Origin of the sequence: Curtobacterium flaccumfaciens UCD-AKU (assembly GCF_000349565.1) — a bacterium.
Taxonomy (GTDB): Bacteria; Actinomycetota; Actinomycetes; order Actinomycetales; family Microbacteriaceae; genus Curtobacterium; species Curtobacterium poinsettiae.
Genome location: NZ_APJN01000003.1, coordinates 31,110 through 48,229 on the forward strand (window position 1 = coordinate 31,110; position 17,120 = coordinate 48,229).

At 73.7% G+C, this 17,120-nt stretch carries 15 protein-coding genes; 4 read left to right on the top strand and 11 right to left on the bottom strand.

The features are described 5' to 3' along the window. The first annotated feature begins 62 nt into the window (after positions 1-62). Positions 63-881, top strand: coding sequence for a helix-turn-helix transcriptional regulator (locus H489_RS20210; protein ID WP_031259005.1), 819 nt, complete (start codon positions 63-65; stop codon positions 879-881). Between the two features lie 39 nt (positions 882-920). Here H489_RS20210 and H489_RS20215 read toward each other — a convergent pair whose 3' ends face one another. From H489_RS20215 to H489_RS20255, 9 genes are all read right to left on the bottom strand, one after another. Continuing rightward, on the bottom strand, positions 921-1,424 hold the full coding sequence (locus tag H489_RS20215) for a hypothetical protein (protein ID WP_235045642.1): 504 nt from the start codon (positions 1,422-1,424) through the stop codon (positions 921-923). A gap of 214 nt (positions 1,425-1,638) precedes the next feature. Further along, complete coding sequence (locus H489_RS20220; protein WP_017885437.1) at positions 1,639-1,908, bottom strand: hypothetical protein; 270 nt, start codon at positions 1,906-1,908, stop codon at positions 1,639-1,641. Further along, the gene (locus H489_RS20225; RefSeq protein WP_051067336.1) at positions 1,905-3,488 is read right to left on the bottom strand and encodes a sensor histidine kinase; all 1,584 of its coding nucleotides are present in this window, start codon (positions 3,486-3,488) and stop codon (positions 1,905-1,907) included. Before H489_RS20225 ends, H489_RS20220 begins: the two co-directional genes overlap by 4 nt. A gap of 86 nt (positions 3,489-3,574) precedes the next feature. Next, a complete protein-coding gene (locus H489_RS20230; protein WP_017885439.1) occupies positions 3,575-4,297 on the bottom strand; it encodes a response regulator transcription factor in 723 nt (240 codons plus the stop codon). Positions 4,298-4,332: 35 nt separating this feature from the next. Beyond that, a complete protein-coding gene (locus H489_RS20235) occupies positions 4,333-6,504 on the bottom strand; it encodes an ArnT family glycosyltransferase (RefSeq protein ID WP_152427100.1) in 2,172 nt (723 codons plus the stop codon). 389 nt (positions 6,505-6,893) lie between these two features. After that, positions 6,894-7,706, bottom strand: a complete 813-nt coding sequence (locus tag H489_RS20240) for a fructosamine kinase family protein (RefSeq protein ID WP_017885441.1) — start codon at positions 7,704-7,706, stop codon at positions 6,894-6,896. 53 nt (positions 7,707-7,759) lie between these two features. Beyond that, positions 7,760-8,485 (bottom strand): response regulator transcription factor, encoded by a 726-nt coding sequence (locus tag H489_RS20245; RefSeq protein ID WP_017885442.1) that lies wholly within the window; start codon positions 8,483-8,485, stop codon positions 7,760-7,762. After that, positions 8,473-9,714, bottom strand: coding sequence for a sensor histidine kinase (locus H489_RS20250; protein WP_017885443.1), 1,242 nt, complete (start codon positions 9,712-9,714; stop codon positions 8,473-8,475). Before H489_RS20250 ends, H489_RS20245 begins: the two co-directional genes overlap by 13 nt. Positions 9,715-9,834: 120 nt before the next feature. Beyond that, on the bottom strand, positions 9,835-10,683 hold the full coding sequence (locus tag H489_RS20255) for a LysR family transcriptional regulator (RefSeq protein WP_017885444.1): 849 nt from the start codon (positions 10,681-10,683) through the stop codon (positions 9,835-9,837). Between the two features lie 71 nt (positions 10,684-10,754). On the opposite strand from H489_RS20255, the gene H489_RS20260 reads away from it, so the two are divergent. From H489_RS20260 to H489_RS20270, 3 genes are all read left to right on the top strand, one after another. Beyond that, a complete protein-coding gene (locus H489_RS20260; protein ID WP_017885445.1) occupies positions 10,755-11,660 on the top strand; it encodes a DMT family transporter in 906 nt (301 codons plus the stop codon). A gap of 120 nt (positions 11,661-11,780) precedes the next feature. Continuing rightward, positions 11,781-13,379, top strand: a complete 1,599-nt coding sequence (locus H489_RS20265) for a long-chain-fatty-acid--CoA ligase (RefSeq protein WP_017885446.1) — start codon at positions 11,781-11,783, stop codon at positions 13,377-13,379. A gap of 42 nt (positions 13,380-13,421) precedes the next feature. Continuing rightward, a complete protein-coding gene (locus tag H489_RS20270) occupies positions 13,422-14,291 on the top strand; it encodes a UbiA family prenyltransferase (protein ID WP_017885447.1) in 870 nt (289 codons plus the stop codon). Between the two features lie 9 nt (positions 14,292-14,300). On the opposite strand, the gene H489_RS20275 is transcribed toward H489_RS20270, so the two are convergent. Together H489_RS20275 and H489_RS20280 are read right to left on the bottom strand one after the other, a co-directional pair. Continuing rightward, on the bottom strand, positions 14,301-15,494 hold the full coding sequence (locus H489_RS20275) for an FAD-dependent oxidoreductase (RefSeq protein WP_017885448.1): 1,194 nt from the start codon (positions 15,492-15,494) through the stop codon (positions 14,301-14,303). A gap of 57 nt (positions 15,495-15,551) precedes the next feature. Next, positions 15,552-16,820, bottom strand: a complete 1,269-nt coding sequence (locus tag H489_RS20280) for an acyltransferase family protein (protein ID WP_017885449.1) — start codon at positions 16,818-16,820, stop codon at positions 15,552-15,554. Positions 16,821-17,120: the final 300 nt, after the last annotated feature.

Below are 17,120 nucleotides of genomic sequence, written 5' to 3' on the forward strand. Positions count from 1 at the left end.
GAACGAACACCACGTGAACGCAGCGGACACGACACCTGTTGTCCGGATACGTTCGACGCACGATGACGACCGAGCGCGACGACGCACGACGGACGGCCGTGCTGCTCCCGGGGGAGCGGCTGGGTCTGGCGCTCGACGAGCGGTGCCCCGAGTTCACCGAGCTGCTGCTCGCGCCACCGTTGCACGGCATCCGTCCGGACGGACACGACTGGCTCCGGCGGCGCTACGAGCAGATCGTCCCGCTCGTGCTCCCCGCAGCGCTGCGGGCGGTCGAGCACGGTGAGCCGCTCGACCCCGACTGCCTCGTCCGGCTGCGCGAGGTCGCCGCCGCCAGTGCCGGTGATCCGCACGTCGACGTGTCGGTCGTGCTCCGCGGCGCCCTGCCCGCCATCCGCGTCTTCGCGCTCGTCATGCACACGGCCACCCGCGAGCACGCGACGACGATCGACCACGCGGGGCGGACGATGCTCGCGATGAGCCGGGCGTCGCTCGTGGCGCACGAGCTCGGCTCCTGCTGGGCCGAGGCTTGGGCGCAGCAGCGTGGCGGTCCGTCAGAGGACGCCGCGGCACCGCTCGGCACCGACGACATCGACCTGGTGGCGTCCGCGCCCGGCCTGGACGAGACCGAGGAACGGATGCTCGCGCTCGCCGCCAGCGGGCTCTCGAACGACGCCATCGCCAAGGAGACCGCCTACAGCCGGCAGGCCGTCGCCTGGCACCTCGGGCGGCTCATGAAGTCGTGGAAGGCGCCGAACCGGACGGCGCTGGTGTCGGTCGCCTTCGTCCGGGGCTGGATCCGGTCGCGGCGCCAGCTCGGCCTGGCGGCGGGGACCCGGCCGTTGGGGATCGAAGCACCGCCGGCGCACGACGACGCCCCCTGAGACCGGGGTCCCAGGGGGCGTCGTCGGCCGGAGCCGGAGTCAGCCGCCGTTGACGTGGATGACGTTGTCGATGCGCTCGATGTTGCCGAACACACCCCAGTTCAGCCAGCCGCCGTCACCGTTGTTGGTGACCTTGCCGGGGCCCTTGAACCAGTAGATGACGTAGTTGCCACCCTTGATGTCGATCGACTGGGCGTCGGCGACGTCGCCCTCGACGGTGATGTCCTGGTTCTTGTTGACCACCGCGACGGTGAGGCGGTCGGGGTTGCCGGCGTTCCAGTACCCGACGTCGAGTGCCGCCTGCACGGCACCGCCGCGGTCGCTCTGGTCGTTGACGGCGTCCTTGATCGCGTTGACGATCGCGACCGGGTCGAGGTTGACGTTGACGCTGCCCCCGACGGACGACGAGGTGCTGGGCGCGGGCTCGGCGGCCTGCGCAGGGGCTGCGACGAACGCCCCGGCGATGACGGCGCCACCGAGGGCGGTGCCGGCGAGGAGCTTCACGGACTTGCGCTTGAACGAGTTCATGATCGTGTTTCCCATCTCTGCAGTGGTGACCCGTTCGGGTCGTCTTGCTCGGACAAGACCCAGCCTGCGGGCGCTCCGCCACGGATGCACGCGATCGGGTTCGACGTTGGTCGATCGTCTGACGATCCGGACCGCGCACGACTTTCGTGCTCAACGACACCGCACGCGGCCAGTGGTGCGTGAGGTGTCGCGGGCGCGTGAGCACGCGTCCGAGCGCCTGACGAGCGGTTCAGCGGGGCAGCAGGATCTGCACGATCGCGACGACCACGAGCGCTGCGATCGGGACGCCCGCGATCCACACGCCCGCCCGCATCTGCGTCCGGCGGATCGTGGGCGCTGCGTGCGATGACCGTGCGAACTCGGTCGCGGCCACGAGCTCCGGCGCCGCGGCGGGCGGTGCGGGCTCGGGTTGGGGCCGGTCGTCCTCGAACGCCGGGACCTCGACCACCAGGTCGGCGGGGTCCGGGCGGCCGGGCAGCTTGTCGTACGCGTTCGTCACGGGGCCTCCTCGTCCGACGTTCTCCGACCAGTATGCGACCCCGTGCCCGGCCCCGTGCCCGTGCCCACGCCCACGCCCACGCCCACGCCGACGGCAGCGGCAGGCAGGTCCACCGTGAACGCCGTCCGCCCCGGCTCCGACGAGACCCGGACGCTGCCGCCGTGCGCCAGGACCACCGCTCGGACGATCGCGAGCCCGAGGCCACTCGTCCCCTGCCCCGGCGAACGCGTCCGCGAGGCCTCGCCCCTGGTGAAGCGGTCGAACAGGGTGGGCAGGGTCTCCGTGGGGATCGGCGGCCCGTCGTTCGCCACGACGAAGCGCGCCACGGAGCCACCGGCCCCGTGGCCCTCGTCGACGCCGTCCAACGCCTGCAACGACACCACCACGGTCGTGCCGACGGGTGTGTGCGTCCGCGCGTTCGCGAGCAGGTTCGTCACCACGCGGCGCAGTCGTGCGGTGTCCCCGGGCACCACGAGCGGGTGGTCGTCGACGACCTGCAACGTCCACCGGTGCTCCGGCGCGGTGGCGCGGGCGTCCATCGTGGCCTCGACGACGAGCGAGGTGAGGTCGACGGGCTCGGGCACGATCGGTGGCGCGGTGCCGAGGGCCGAGGCGTCGAGCCGCGCGAGCAGCAGCAGCTCGTCGACGAGCTCGCCCATCCGGAGGGCCTCCTGCCCGATCCGGTCGACGTTCCGGTGGATGGCGTCGAGGTCCGACGAGCCCGCGGTCAGCTCGGCGTAGGCGCGCACGGTCGCGATCGGCGTGCGGAGTTCGTGCGACGCGTCGGCGACGAAGGTGCGCATGCCCGCCTCGGCGTCGCGTCGGACCGTCAGGGCCCGGGCGACGTGGCCGAGCAGGCGGTTCAGTGCGGTGCCGACCTGGCCGACCTCGCGGTTGGCTGTCAGGTCGGCGTCGGCGACCCGCACGGGGATGTCCGTGTCGCCGCGCTCCAGGTCGAGTGCCGTGACGTCCGAGGCCACGGACGCGACGCGCTCGAGCGGTCGCAGGGACCGTCGCACGAGCAGCGCGAGTGCCCAGGCGGCGACCACCAGGCCGAGCACCGTGACGATCCCGATCACGAGCAGCAGGCGCGCGATCGCGGCGTTCAGGTCGCCGAGCGGCAGGGCCGTGACGAACACGTCGCCGTCGTGCCCGACCGCCTGCACCCGGTAGGCGCCGAGGGGTCCGAGGTCGATCGTCGCGGGGTCCGCGCCGATGTCGACCGCGGTGAGCGTCTTCCGTTGCGCCGACGCCAGCCCGTGCTGGTCTCCGTCGCTGTCGGTGTACCCGCCGAGCACGACGGTGCCGTCCCGCACGATCGCGACGACCGTGCCGGCGGACTGCCCGGGTGCACCGATGAAGGCGTTGTCGGGATCCGGACGATCCGACGACGACGAGGACGACGACCCGGGCGGCGGTCCGATGGGCGCGTCCGCGCCGTCCCGTCCGCCGACGGTCCGGTTCGCGGCCGTCGACAGTTCCGCGTCCAGCCGGTCGACCAGGTACCCCCGGAACGCGACGACGGTCACCGCCCCCACGACGACGTTCGTCGCCACGAGCAACAGCGCGACGGCCGCCACGACCCGCCACCGCAACGACGGCACCCGTCCGGCGCCGGGGCGGCCGTGACGGTGGGGAGAGGCCCGGATCACCCTCGCCGATCGGCTCACGTCGTCGGCCGCAACACGTACCCCGCCCCGCGGACGGTCTGCAGCATCGGCTCGCGCCCGACGTCGAGCTTCTTCCGCAGGTACGACACGTACATGTCCACCAGGTTCGACGACGTGCCGAAGTCCATGCCCCACACGCTCGCCAGCAGCTGCTCGCGGGACAGCACCCGGTTGGCGTTCCGTGCCAGGTGCCGCAGCAGTTCGTACTCGGTCGGCGTGAGTTCGATCGGGTCCCCGTCGCGGCTGACCGTGCGGGCGTCCTCGTCGAGCCGCAGGTCGCCGACCACGAGCTCGGTGCTCGCCCCGGCTGCGGCGACCCTGGCCGAGGTACGCGCCAGGATCCGCGCACGGACGAGCAGCTCCTCGATGCCGAAGGGCTTGGTCAGGTAGTCGTCGCCGCCGCCGGTCAGCCCGGCGAGCCGGTCCTCGGGGGCGTCGCGTGCGGTGAGGAACAGCACCCGGACGCCGTCGCGGGCGTCGCGGAGCCGTTCGAGCACCTCGAACCCGTCGATGTCGGGCAGCATCACGTCGAGCACGATGACATCGGGCTGGAACTCCCTGGCCGCGAACAGCACGTCGCGACCACGGTGCACGGACCGCACGGCCCAGCCGTCGCCCGCGAACGCCAGGGCGACGGCATCGGCCAGGGCGTGCTCGTCGTCGACGACGAGGGCGCGGACGGGGGAGCCGTCGGTGCGCTGCAGCGGGTGGCCGGGCATGTCCCGGAGCCTATCCACCGCGCCTCCGTCGCCGGTCACTCCGTGCTGCTCAGGTCGTAGACGGTCTGGCCGCCGACCGTCGTCGACTCGTAGTTCGCCGCGACCCACTCCTGGATCGCCGACGCGGTCGAGGATCCGCCGCCCATCCCACCGCCGGAGCCGGACGAGACGTAGTACCCGATGTCGCCGTCGGCGACGGCGGCCTTGAACTGCGCGAGCGTCGGAGCCGGGTCGCTCGACCAGCCGCCGATCGCCATCACGGCGGTGTCGGTGTCGAGTTCGAGCTGCGCGGCCGACTGCGATCCGTTCACCGCGGCCGCCCACTTCGCGTCGGATGCCTCGAGCAGCTTCCGCAGCGCCGACGAGGTCGACGTGCCGCCGCCTGTGCCACCACCCCCGGCCTGGAGGCCCGTGCCCGACCCCGCCTCGGAGCCCGCGCCGTCGGATCCCTCCGTCGTACCGCCCGGTGCCTGCCCGGTGGCGCCTTCCGGCGCCTCGCCGGAAGCGCCCTCCGGCGGGGTCCCGCCGGGACCCTGCTGGGAGTCGGACGTGCCGTCGGAGCCGCCGTCGTCGGAACCGGAGGCCGGTCCACCCGGTCCATCCGTGCCTCCCGGCATGCCACCGGTGCCACCGCCGCCCGTCCCACCGGAGCTGCTGCCCGCCGGACCGACGCTCGGGATCGAACCGGAGTGCGCGACGGTCGTCGTGGCGAGGGCGTAGGCGGTGGTGCCGGACAGCCCGAACAGGGTGCCGGCGAGGACGCCGACCGTGACGAGCCTGCGCAGCGACGGCACACTGCCGATGACGATCAGTGCCGCGGACAGCAGCCCACCGGCGAGCATCACCCAGCGGAGCCACGGCAGCCACGTCGGGTTCTCGTTCAGCAGGCACCAGCCCCAGAACGCGGTGACGCCGGTCATCGCGGCGAGGCCGAGGCGGCCGAGGAAGCGGGCTCGTGCGTGCCAGAGCAGGGCGCCGCCGGTGCCGACGAGTCCGGCGATCGCCGGGGCGAGGGCGACCGTGTAGTACGGGTGGATCGTGCCGGACATGTACGAGAACACCAGGCCGGTGACCAGGAGCCACCCGCCCCACAGGACGAGCCCGGCACGGGCGGGGTCGGCCAGGTGCCGGCGGCCGATGACGACCAGGCCGACGACCAGGGCGATGAGCGCCGCGGGCAGGAGCCACGAGATCTCGAGCCCCATCTCGGACGAGAACAGCCGGTTCAGGCCCGTCGAGCCACCGAAGGAGCCACCCGCGGTACCGCCGGTCATGCCGCCGCCTCCGCCACCGTTGCCCGAGCCGCCGAAGATCCGACCGAGGCCGTTGTAGCCGAACACCAGGTCGAGGACGGTGTTGTTCGTCGAGCCGCCGATGTACGGGCGGGACTCGGCGGGCCAGAGCCACACGGCGACGACCCACCAGCCGGCGGCCACCACGAGGGAGCCGGCGGCGACGACCAGGCCGATCACCCGCCGGCCCCATCCGGTGCGGGCGGCGAACAGGTACACGAGGCCGAAGGCGGGCAGGACGAGCAGGCCCTGCAGCATCTTCGTCAGGAACGCGAAGCCCAGGGCGACCCCGGCGAGCGCGATCCACCTCCAGCTGCCCTTCGGCAGCGCCCGCACCGTGCAGTACGCGCCGGCGGTCATCAGCAGGACGAGCAGGGCGTCCGGGTTGTCGAAGCGGAACATCAGGGCCGCTGCCGGGGTCGCTGCGACGACGAAGCCCGCGAGCAGGGCGCCGACGTTCGCGGTGGTGGCACCGAGCCGGGCCAGGGTGCGGCGGACCGTGCCCCAGACCAGGGCCACGGAACCGACGGCCATCAGCGCCTGGGGGAGCAGCAGACTGGTGCTCGAGAAGCCGAACAGCCGGGCCGACAGCACCATCACCCAGAGTGAGGCGGGTGGTTTGTCGACGGTGATGAAGTTCGACGAGTCGAGGGAGCCGAAGAAGAACGCCTCCCACGACTTCGTGCCGGCCTGCACGGCGGCGGCGTAGAAGCTGTTGGCGTACCCGGAGACGCTGAGGTCCCACAGGTACACCACGGCGGTCACGGTGAGGAGCGCCCAGAACGCGGGCCGGAGCCAGCGGGCGTCCTCGCGCTCGCCGAGGAACAGCCGGGCGAGGGGCGGGCGGCGCCGATCCCGCGCGGCACTGCGCGCGGGGTCGCGTCGGTCGGTCACGGGTACCGGGTAGGTGGTCATGTCGATGAGCATCCGGGGCGTTCCCCGACTGCTGCACTGTGCCGGCTGTGGGCGAGCTAAGGACGCACGGTGCGAGGTTGGCCGGCGGGGAGGGCGCGGGCGGCGCGGGCGCACGGTGCGCTGTCGTCCGGTCGGTGCGGGGTCGCCTGCTCGGTGCGCGGTTGTAGCGCTGCACGGGGCGGGCAACCTCGCACGATGTGAGCGAGGCCGCACGGTGCGCCGCTGGCACCGGGGTGGGCAACCTCGCACGGGGTGAGCGAGGGTGCACGGTGCGGCGCCGGCACCCGGGTGGGCAACCTCGCACGATGTGAGCGAGGCCGCACGGTGCGCCGCTGGCACCGGGGCGGGCAACCTCGCACGGGGTGAGCGAGGCCGCACGGTGCGAGGGGTCAGGCGTACCGCTGCGCCGCCCGGAGCGCGGCCCCGGTGTACGAGCCGCCGAACAGGAACACGTGCAGCAGCAGCGGCGCGAGCTGGTGGAGCTCGACGCGCTCCTGCCAGCCGTCGGCCAGCCGTGACTCCCGGTCGTAGGCGGCGAGCACCGTCTCGAGCCGGGGCAGCCCGAACAGCCCGAGCAGCGCCAGGTCGGTCTCCGCGTGCCCGCCGTGCGCGATCGGGTCGATGAGCACGGCGCCGGTGGGTTCGGACGAGTCCGTCGGCCAGAGGACGTTGCCGGCCCACAGGTCACCGTGCAGGCGAGCGGGGCGGTCCCCGACGAGCGCGGGCTGCGGTGAACCGAGGGTGCCGTCCTGTACCCGCGACGCGACCCGCTCGAACACGGCGGCCTCGGCATGGTCGAACCCGCCGGCGTCGACGATCCGGCGGACGAAGTCCAAGATCCGGTACTCGGCGAAGAACTCGCCCCAGGTCGCCGGTGCCTGTTCGGCTGCGACGAACGGCGTGCGCGAACGGCCCATCCGCAGCGCCGCTCCTCGGGTCCAGCCGGTGGGAGGTGCGCCCCAGTGGTCGGCACCGGCGGCGTGCGTGTGGGCGAGCGATCGGCCGAACCGCTCGGCCTGGGCGGTGGTGGGGGAGCCGTCGGAGATCAGTTCGAGGTCGAGCACGGTCGGACTCGGGCGCCCGAGCACGCGGGCGAAGCGGGTGCCGCCGGCGTCCTCGGCCTCGGCGAGCCAGGCGAGCCCTGCGGCCTCGGCTGCCGCTTCGTCCGCGGTGGTGAACGTCTTCACGTGCGTCTCGGCCATCGGTCCATCCTGCCGAGCGGACACCGCCGACCGTTCAGACGACGCTCACCCGGTCACCCGGTGGGCTGTCCCCACCCCGTCCCACCCCGCCGCGCGGCGTGCACGACGAGCGCGAGCTGCACCCGGTTCTCGACGCCGAACTTCTCGTACACGTGCCCGACGTGCGTCTTCACGGTGGCCAGGCCCACGTACAGCTCGGCGGCGATCTGCGCGTTCGACGCCCCGTTGGCCACGGCGAGCGCGACCTCGCGCTCGCGCTCGGTCAGCAGGGCGAGCAGTCGACGTTCCTCGGCACCGTCCGCAGTGGCGCCGCCCGTTCCACCGGCCGCGGGGCCCGAGCGCGGCCCGGCGGCGAACGCGATCACCCGGTCGAGCACCGAGGGGGACAGGATCGAGCGCCCGGACGCCACGGTCCGTACGGCCTGCACGAGTTCGTGCGGCGGGGTGTCCTTGAGCAGGAACCCACGGGCGCCGGCCTGCAGCGCTCCGAGCACGAGGTCGTCCCCCTCGAACGTGGTCAGCACCAGGACGGCCAGGTCGGGCCGCCGTCGCAGTTCGCGTTCGGTGGCGACGAGTCCGTCGCACCGGGGCATCCGGATGTCCATGAGCACGACGTCGGGCGCGGTCGCGGCGATGACGCCCTCGGCCTCGAGCCCGTCGCCCGCTTCGCCCACGACCACCAGACCGTCGTCGCCGCTGAGCAGCATGCGGAGCCCGACGCGGACGAGCTGGTCGTCGTCGACCAGGACGACCCGGACGGGAGCGGTCACGGCGTCCACGGCAGCACCGCCTCGACCACGTGCACGCGTCCGTCGTCGCTGCCGGCACGGAAGCTCCCGCCGACGAGTCGGGCGCGTTCGGCGAGCCCGCGCAGACCGTGCCCCGCGACGGAGCCGGCGGCGTGCCCGGCACCCTGCCCGGCGGCGGCGGCCTTCGAACACGCTGGCTCGTCGGTCAGCGTGTTCGACACCACCACCCGGATCGCCGGACCGCCGACGGTCTCGACGACCACGTCGACGGGCTGTCCGGGGGCGTGCCGACGGGCGTTCGTCAGCGCCTCCTGCACGATGCGGTACGCATGTCGCCCGACGGCGGTCGGCACCGCCGCGGCGTCGGAGTCGACGCGCGCCCGGACGGTCGCGCCCCCGGAACGGGCCTGGTCGAGCAGGGCGGGCAGGTCGACGAGTGTCGGCTGCGGAGGCGCGGTGCCGGTCACCTCGTCGCCGGCGTTCGCGGCCGGGTCGCGCAGCACCCCGAGCACGTCGCGCAGGTCGGTGAGCGCGGAGTGCGCCTCGGCCCGCACGACCCCGGCCGCTGCGGCTGTCTCGTCCGGGGTGAGCCCCGGGCCGCGGTACTCGAGTGCGCCGGCGTGCAGCGCGACGAGGGAGAGCCGGTGGCCCAGGACGTCGTGCATCTCGCGGGCGATGTGGGCGCGTTCCTGCTCGCGGGCGCGGTCCTCGCGCAGCTGCTGGTCGCGCTCGAGCAGGTCCGCGCGCTCGCGCAGGGAGAGCAGGAGCGCCCGGCGCTGCCCGATCCCGATGCCGATCGCGACGAGCAGGGCGATGCTGACGGTGCCTGCGAGCACGATCTGCCAGAACGGCACGGTCTGGTCGGGGGCAAGGACGACGTCGTAGAGCACGGTGGCGCCGAGCAGCACCGAACCGACGACGGCGATCTCGACGGCACGGCGCCGGGTGGCGAGCGAGACCGTCGCGATCGCGGCCGACCCGACCGCCAGCGTCGACACCGAGCTGAGGGCACCGATGACGACCGTGACCACGAGCGGTGCCCGGTGCCGGAACGGCAGCAGGACGAGGGCGACCAGGCCCGCTCCCATGTCCCCGAGGATCAGAGCGCCGACGTGCAGGTCGCTCCAGCCGCGGGTGTCCGTCGTCGGCCACACCAGACCGGCGGTGAACAGCCCGGTCAGCGCCGCGACGGCCACGCGCCACGTCTGGGACCACACACGCTGCCCGAGGGGCACGGCGGGGAGCGCGGTCGAGGCCATGCCCCGAGCCTAGGGAGCTGCGTCGACGAGCGGATCCGCCGAAGGTCGGAGCTGCCGGAGCTGCCGGAGCTGCCGGAGCCGCCGGAGCCGCTCGACCGGCGACCCGCTCGCCCGCCCGCCTCAGACCGCGTCGACCAGCGCCCGCGCCAGGGGGTGCCACGCACGGGACGACGGCCCGCTCAGCACCAGGGTGCGCTCGAGCCGCCGGGCCATCGGGATCATCACGAGGTCCGGCGGCAGCATCCCGCGGCCCAGGGTCGGCACGATCGACACGCCCTCGCCCCGCTGGATCATCCCGAACATCGTGCTCATCTCGCGCACCCGGTGGGCGTACCGGAACGGCCGGCCGTCGAGTTCGTGGAGCTTCTGGACCTGGTACTCGCACCCGCCGCCGCCCGCCACCAGGCCGTCCTCGTGCAGGTCGTCGAGGGTGAGTGCTGGCAGCTCGGCGAGGGGGTGGTCGCGGCGGATCACCGCGGCCATCTCGTCCCGCGCGACGACCACGCCGCCGTCGGGCACCGGCGACGGGTCGACGAGCACGGCGGCGTCGACGGTGCCGGCCTCGAGCCACTCCGGCATCTCGTCGTCGTCCCCCTCGTAGACCTGCACGTCGACGTCCGGCAGGGTCACCGCCCACAGCTCGCGGAGCCGCGGCAGCAGCCCCTGGCAGACGGTGGGGACGGCGGCGAGGCGCACGGTGCCGCGCGCCGTGCCGGGCCGGACCACCGCCTCCAGGGCTTCGACCGAGGCGAGCACGCTGCGGGCGTGGGCCAGCAGGCGGTCGCCGAGCGGGGTGGGGGCGGCGACCGCGCCGCGGTGCACGACGGAGCCGCCGACCTCGCGCTCGAGCCCCGCGACGGCGTGCGACACCGCGGACTGGCCGACGCCCAGGGCGACGGCCGCGGCGGTGAAGGACCCGGCGTCGAGCGTGGCGACGAACGCGCGCAGTTGCTGGACCGAGACGGTCATGCGTCCTCCTCATGTGGGCATGAGCGACATGCGTTTGCCGCATGTCGCTCGGTGGTCCGACACTAGGCCACGTGAACGCCCTCCTCTACGTCCTCGTCGCACTGACCTGGGGCTCGAGCTTCCTCTTCGCGAAGATCGGCCTCGACGGTCTCGCCCCGCAGCAGGTCGCCACCGTGCGGACCGTGCTCGGTGGGGTCACGCTCGTCGTGGTGCTCCTGGCGACCCGTCGGCGCTGGCCCCGGGAACCGCGGACCTGGGCGCACCTGGCGGTCGTCGCGGTGTTCCTCAACGCGGTGCCGTCGTCACTGATGGCGTGGGCGGAGCAGACGGTGCCGTCCGGCCTCGCGAGCATCTACAACGCGACGACCCCGATCATGACGCTGGCCGCGCTCGCGGTGCTCGTGCCGTCCGAACGCCTGCGCGGACGGCAGGTGCTCGGGATCGTGCTCGGCATCGTCGGGGTGCTCGTGCTGGTCGGCCCGTGGGACGTCCTGACCGACCCCGAGGTCCTGGCGAGCGTGCCGGGGCAGGTCGCACTGCTCGGCATGACCGCGTCCTACGGCATCGGGCTCGCCTACCTGCGGCGGGTGGCCGTGGCGAGTGCGTACGACCCGGTCACGCTGGCGACGGTCCAGCTGACGCTGGCCTCCGGGATGCTCCTGCTGGTCGCGCCCGTCATCGCGACCGGTCCGGTCGAGCTGGACGGGAGGATCGTGGCCGCGATGATCGCGCTCGGTTGCGTCGGCACGGGGTTGGCCTACGCCTGGAACACGCGGCTCGTGCAGTCGTGGGGCGCTGGTCGCGCTTCCACCGTCACCTACCTGACGCCGGTGGTCGGGGTGGCGCTCGGGGTGCTCGTGCTGGGGGAGCGGGTGCGGTGGAACGAACCCGTCGGCGGACTCGTCGTGCTGCTCGGGATCGCCCTGGCGTCCGGGGTCCTGGTGCGCCGGAAGGTCGCCGCGCCGACCGCTCCCTGACCGGACACCCGTGCGGCGACCGCCCCGGACGGGTGTCGTCGGAGCACGCGCGACGCGGCAGGACGAGCCGTAGGATCGGCTGCGACGACGACGAGGTCGTCGACGACGACGGAGACCGGCATGCACGACACCCACACCACCCGCGCGACCGCATCGGTCGCAGCGATCCTCGCCGAGTCGGCGGCACGGTACCCCGACGACGTCGCCGTCATCGTCGGCGACGTCCGCACCACCTACGCCGAGCTGTGGGCCCAGACCCTGTCCTACGCCGGAGCGCTCCGTGCGCGGGGCGTCACCGAGGGGTCGAAGGTCGCGATGCTCGTGCCGAACGTCGCGGACTTCCCCCGCGTCTACTACGCCACCCTCGCCCTCGGCGCGGTGGCCGTGCCCGTGCACGCCCTGCTGAAACGCCGCGAGATCGAGTACGTCCTGCGGGACAGCGGGGCCACGTTGCTCGTCTGCGCCGCACCGCTGCTCGGCGAAGGTGCTGCCGGCGCCGAGCTGGCCGGGGTCGACGTGGTGACCGTGCTCGCGCCGGCCCCTGCGCAGGCTCCGACCGGCGACCAGTCCGCGGCCGGCCCCGACCGGCTCGAGGCCCTGGCCGCGCAGAGCGAACCGCTCGACACCTACGTCCCCAGGCACCCGTTCGACACCGCGACCATCCTGTACACGAGCGGCACCACCGGCCAGCCCAAGGGCGCCGAGGGGTCGCACTTCGCACTGCTCGAACAGGTCAACACCAACCTGATGACCACGTTCGACATGCACCGCGGCGACGTCCTGCTCGGCGCGCTGCCGCTGTTCCACACGTTCGGGCAGACCTGCACGATGAACACCGGGTTCCGCACCGGCGCGACGCTGGTCATGCTGCCGAAGTTCGACGGCGACTCGGCGCTCGCCGCGATGGTCGAGCACGGCTGCGGCATCTTCATGGGCGTCCCGACGATGTACATGGCGCTGCTCGACGCCGCGACCCGGTCCGAGGCCCGTCCGACGCTCCGGTACGCGATCTCCGGTGGTGCCTCGCTGCCGCTGGCGGTGCTCGAGCGGTTCGAGCAGGTCTTCGACGCCCCGATCCACGAGGGGTACGGCCTGACCGAGACCTCGCCGGTCGCCACCTTCAACCACGTCGGACAGCCGCCGCGGCCCGGCACGATCGGCACGCCGGTGTGGGGCGTCGACGTCGAGATCGCCGACCCCGAGGTCCGCGACGCGATCGTCATGCTGCCGCACGGTGCGATCGGCGAGCTCGTGATCCGCGGCCACAACCTGATGAACGGGTACCTCGACCGGCCCGAGGACACCGCAGAGGCCATCGTCGACGGGTGGTTCCGCACCGGCGACCTGGGCACGAAGGACGACGCCGGCTACCTGACGATCGTCGACCGCACCAAGGACATGATCATCCGCAACGGCTACAACGTGTACCCCCGCCAGGTCGAGGAGGTGCTCGCCACCCACCCCGACGTGGCGATGGCCGCGGTGTTCGGCGTGCCGCACGCGGTGCACGGGCAGGAGATCGAGGCGGCGGTGGTGCTGCGCTCCGGCGCGACCGTCGAGCCGCAGGTCCTGGTCGACTTCGTCGCCGTCGAGATCGCCGCGTACAAGTACCCCCGGGTCGTGCACGTCCTCGACGCGCTGCCGCTCGGCCCGAGCGGCAAGGTGCTCAAGCGCGAGCTCGTCGACCGCTTCGGCGTCGAGGTGACCGCGGTCCCGTGACCGGCCCCACGACCGCGCAGGAGCGTTCCGTACGCTGACCGGGTGACCGCCAGCAGCGCCCCGTCGACCGCACGACTGCTCTTCGCGTCGTCGCACCCCGGGCCGACCGTCACCGTGACCGTCCTCGCCGCGGTGGTCGCCGCCGCCGTCGGACACCCGGTGTGGCTCGTGGCCCTGGTGGCGCTGACGGTCGTCGCCGGTCAGCTGTCCATCGGGCTGGCGAACGACTGGATCGACGCGGACCGCGACCGGGCCGTCGGACGGCGCGACAAGCCCGTGGCCCGCGGCCTCATCGCCGTCGGCACCGTCCGTACCGCCGCGTACGCCAGCGCCGGGATCGCCGTGGTGCTCTCGATGTTCCTCGGGCCGGTCGCCGCGGTCGCGCACCTCGTGCTGGTCGCCGCAGGCTGGGCCTACGACGCCGGCCTGAAGCGTTCGGTGTGGTCGGTGGCGCCGTTCATCGTCGCCTTCGGGCTGTTGCCCGTCGTGTCCGTCGCGGCCGGGCCGGAGGGACAGTGGCCGACGTGGTGGGCGATCGCGACGGGGGCCGTCTTCGGCATCGCGATCCACTGCACCAACGTGCTGCCCGACCTGGTCGACGACGCCGCCACCGGTGTCCGGGGGTTCCCGCACCGGCTCGGGCTCCGCGGCGCGGGGATCGTCGCGTTCGCCTCGCTCGTCGTCGCGGCTGCCCTGGTGCTCGGCGGACAGGTGCTCGGTGACGACCCGGTGCGGGGCATCGGGGTCGTGCTCGCGGTCCTCGGTGCCCTCGTGGTGCTCGTCCTCGCCGTCGTCGGCGTGCGGCTGGTACTCGCGGGACGGGCGTCGCGCACCCTGTTCCGGCTGGTCATCGCGTCGTCGCTCGTGCTCGTCGTCGAGCTCGGCTTCGCGGGCGCGCGACTCGTCGCCTGACGTGAGCCGTCAGGCCCAGCGCATCGCGTAGAGCCGGGCCAAGCCGTGCGCGGTCGGCAGCGACAGGGCGGTCCGGAGCAGCGCCTCCCGTCCGGTCGTGCTGACGGGGCCGAGCGGACGACCGAGCGCCATGTTCGCCTCGGCCTGGCGAGCCGCACGACGGGCGGCTGCCTGGCGGCGGGCGGCGTAGCCCGGCCACGGCCCGGCCGTGCCGGTGCGGACCGCTCCGGCGAGCAGCGGCGCCAACTCGGCGGCGTCGAGCCACCCGAGGTTCATGCCCTGCCCGCCGATCGGGCTGATCTCGTGGGCGGCGTCGCCGACGAGCACGACCCGGCCGGCACCGACGCGGTCGGCTGTGCGGCGACGCACCCGGAAGCCGCTGGTCATCGAGCAGGTCGCCGGGTCGGGGACGACACCGGTGCGCTCCGCGACGAGGGCCGCGAGACGGGCGACGAGCGCGGGGTCCGGGTCGCCCGTCGCGCCGCGTTCCGCTGCGGCGAACGCTGCGTCGTCCGGCACCAGTGCCACGTACCGGCGACGCGCGCCCGGCAGCGGGAAGGACTCGACCACGCCGTCCGGGCCCACGTCGACCAGCGCGGCGGACCGGGCCGACGGAGCCTCGGGGTCGGCGAAGTCGCCCATCACGTAGCGGTCCGGGTACTCGCGCCCGGTCGTTCCGATGCCGAGCAGGTCACGGACGACGCTCCGAGCGCCGTCCGCACCGACGACGAAGGCCGCACGGACCGTCACCACGTCGCCGTCCGGCCCGGTCCCGGTGGCGTCGACGTGGTCGGTGTGCCGGGTCAGGGCGGTCAGGGCGGTCCCGGTACGCAGGGCCTCTGGCGCACCGGTGTGGAGCCGGTCGCGGAGCAGGGACTCGGTGCGGTGCTGGTCGAGGGTCGCCACGTACGGGTGGGTCGGCGAAGCCCGGTCGAAGCGCAGCGTGCCGAGGGTCCGACCGCGGCTCCTGGCCACCCCTGCACGGACGAGCGACGCCTCGGCGAGCACCGCGGTGTCCAGGCCGATCGCGGCGAACGCGTCGAGGGACGGCGGGTGGATGCCGATGGCCCGCGAACCGGTCGGCGGCTCCGCGCGGCGTTCCCACACCCGGACGTCGACGCCCCGCGCGGCGAGGAGCGCCGCCATGAACAGCCCGACGGGTCCGCCGCCGACGACGAGGACGTCCGTCCGTTCCGAGTGCACGGGGGCGAGCCTACGGTCGGCGTGCGCCGGGGCACTCAGTGAGCAGAAGGCGTCGGGTCAGCGCGCCGTACCCGACGTCTTCTGCTCACTCGACGGCGCGAGCGCGAGCGCGGGCATGGGCGCGGGCATCGGCGCGGATGCGCTGCGCGCCGCACGAGCCCGCGCGCGGAACCGCTCGACGGGCACCTCGACGGCGTACGCGGCACCGATCGACACGATCACCACTGCGCCGACCAGGCCGACCGTGCCCCAGGGGCCGATCGCGAAGGTGCCGAGCAGCGCGATCACCAGCGGGTGCCAGAGGTACGCCGAGTACGACACCCGGCGGCCGAACCACGACACCGGCGTCCAGCCCAGGGCCGCGGACACGGGGGACCGGACCGAGACCAGGCCGCCGATCGCCACCGCCGAGACCAGTCCGGTCGCCGGCAGCACGATCCCGAACGTCGACGCGTGCTCGGTCCAGTCGTCGTCGATGCCGAGCAGCACCGCGACCAGCAGCACGAGGCCGACCCAGGTCGCCAGGTGCCCCAGGACCCCGGCGGCCCGCACCCGCACGCGTTCGTCGTCGAGCAGCAGGGCGAGTCCGCAGCCGATCGCGAGCGGCACCACCCCGAGCACGGGCGAGAAGTAGACGTCGGGCGTGGTCCCGCCGCTCGGGGTCCGGTAGCTCGCCCACGACACCGCCGACGCCCCGACGACCAGGACGCCGAGCCCCGCGAGGAGCCAGCGACGCCGCACCCTGAGCGCGGCCAGCAGCACCAGGACCGGAGGCCACACCAGGTAGAACTGCTCCTCCATCGACAGGCTCCACGTGTGCGCGAAGACGCCCTGCGAGGTGTCCCAGAAGGCGCGGAACAGGTTGCCCGTGTAGGTCAGCGCGATGAACGCCGCTTCGCCGGAGTGCAGTGACGCGCCCTTGTAGTCACCGACCCAGTTCCAGAGCAGCAGCCCGACCACGACGAGCGCCAGCAGCGCCGGGTACAGGCGCAGCAGCCGCTTCACCCAGAACGAGCCGAGGCGCACCCGCCCGGTGCGGCGCCGTTCGCCGAGCAGCAGCGTCGTGATGAGGAACCCGGAGAGCACGAAGAAGACCGTGACCCCGATGAAGCCGCCCTCGAACTGCGGCACGTGCAGGTGGTACAGGACGACGACCAGGATGGCGAGCGTCCGGAGTCCGTCGAGCGCGGGCGCACGGTGCGTCAGCGGGGGCGGCGGAGCCTCGGGCGCACCGGTTCCGGCGCGTGCCGGGGCGGCCGTGCGGTGCTGCGGTCGCGCCGATGTCGGCGCGTCCGTCGGCGCGTGCGTCAGCGTCGTCGTCGCCATGGTCCCTCCGCGCGCTGCTCGGTTGCGTGTCGCCGACCAGGGTGCCTCTCGCGGGTAAGAGGAGGCTCAACGAGCGGGGTGTACCAGGCTCGTCAGTGTCGACGCCGAACGTGCGGACCGTCGCGCTGCGCGCACAGCGACCATGTCGCTGTCGTACGACGGCGACATGGTCGTTCCGCGTCGGCGCCAGCCCCGCGCACCACGCGTCGGCCGGGAGGCCCGTGGCCAGCCCGCACCGCGCCTCCAGACCGTGGCCCCCAGCGTCCGCCGCACGCACACCGTGAGCAGGAACGGTCGGGT

Bases quoted from the DNA above. Each gene is read 5' to 3' on its own strand.
- H489_RS20210 (WP_031259005.1), top strand. From the start codon at position 63: ATGACGACCGAGCGCGACGACGCACGACGGACGGCCGTGCTGCTCCCG.
- H489_RS20215 (WP_235045642.1), bottom strand. From the start codon at position 1,424: ATGGGAAACACGATCATGAACTCGTTCAAGCGCAAGTCCGTGAAGCTC.
- H489_RS20230 (WP_017885439.1), bottom strand. From the start codon at position 4,297: ATGCCCGGCCACCCGCTGCAGCGCACCGACGGCTCCCCCGTCCGCGCC.
- H489_RS20235 (WP_152427100.1), bottom strand. From the start codon at position 6,504: ATGACCACCTACCCGGTACCCGTGACCGACCGACGCGACCCCGCGCGC.
- H489_RS20240 (WP_017885441.1), bottom strand. From the start codon at position 7,706: ATGGCCGAGACGCACGTGAAGACGTTCACCACCGCGGACGAAGCGGCA.
- H489_RS20250 (WP_017885443.1), bottom strand. From the start codon at position 9,714: ATGGCCTCGACCGCGCTCCCCGCCGTGCCCCTCGGGCAGCGTGTGTGG.
- H489_RS20255 (WP_017885444.1), bottom strand. From the start codon at position 10,683: ATGACCGTCTCGGTCCAGCAACTGCGCGCGTTCGTCGCCACGCTCGAC.
- H489_RS20265 (WP_017885446.1), top strand. From the start codon at position 11,781: ATGCACGACACCCACACCACCCGCGCGACCGCATCGGTCGCAGCGATC.
- H489_RS20280 (WP_017885449.1), bottom strand. From the start codon at position 16,820: ATGGCGACGACGACGCTGACGCACGCGCCGACGGACGCGCCGACATCG.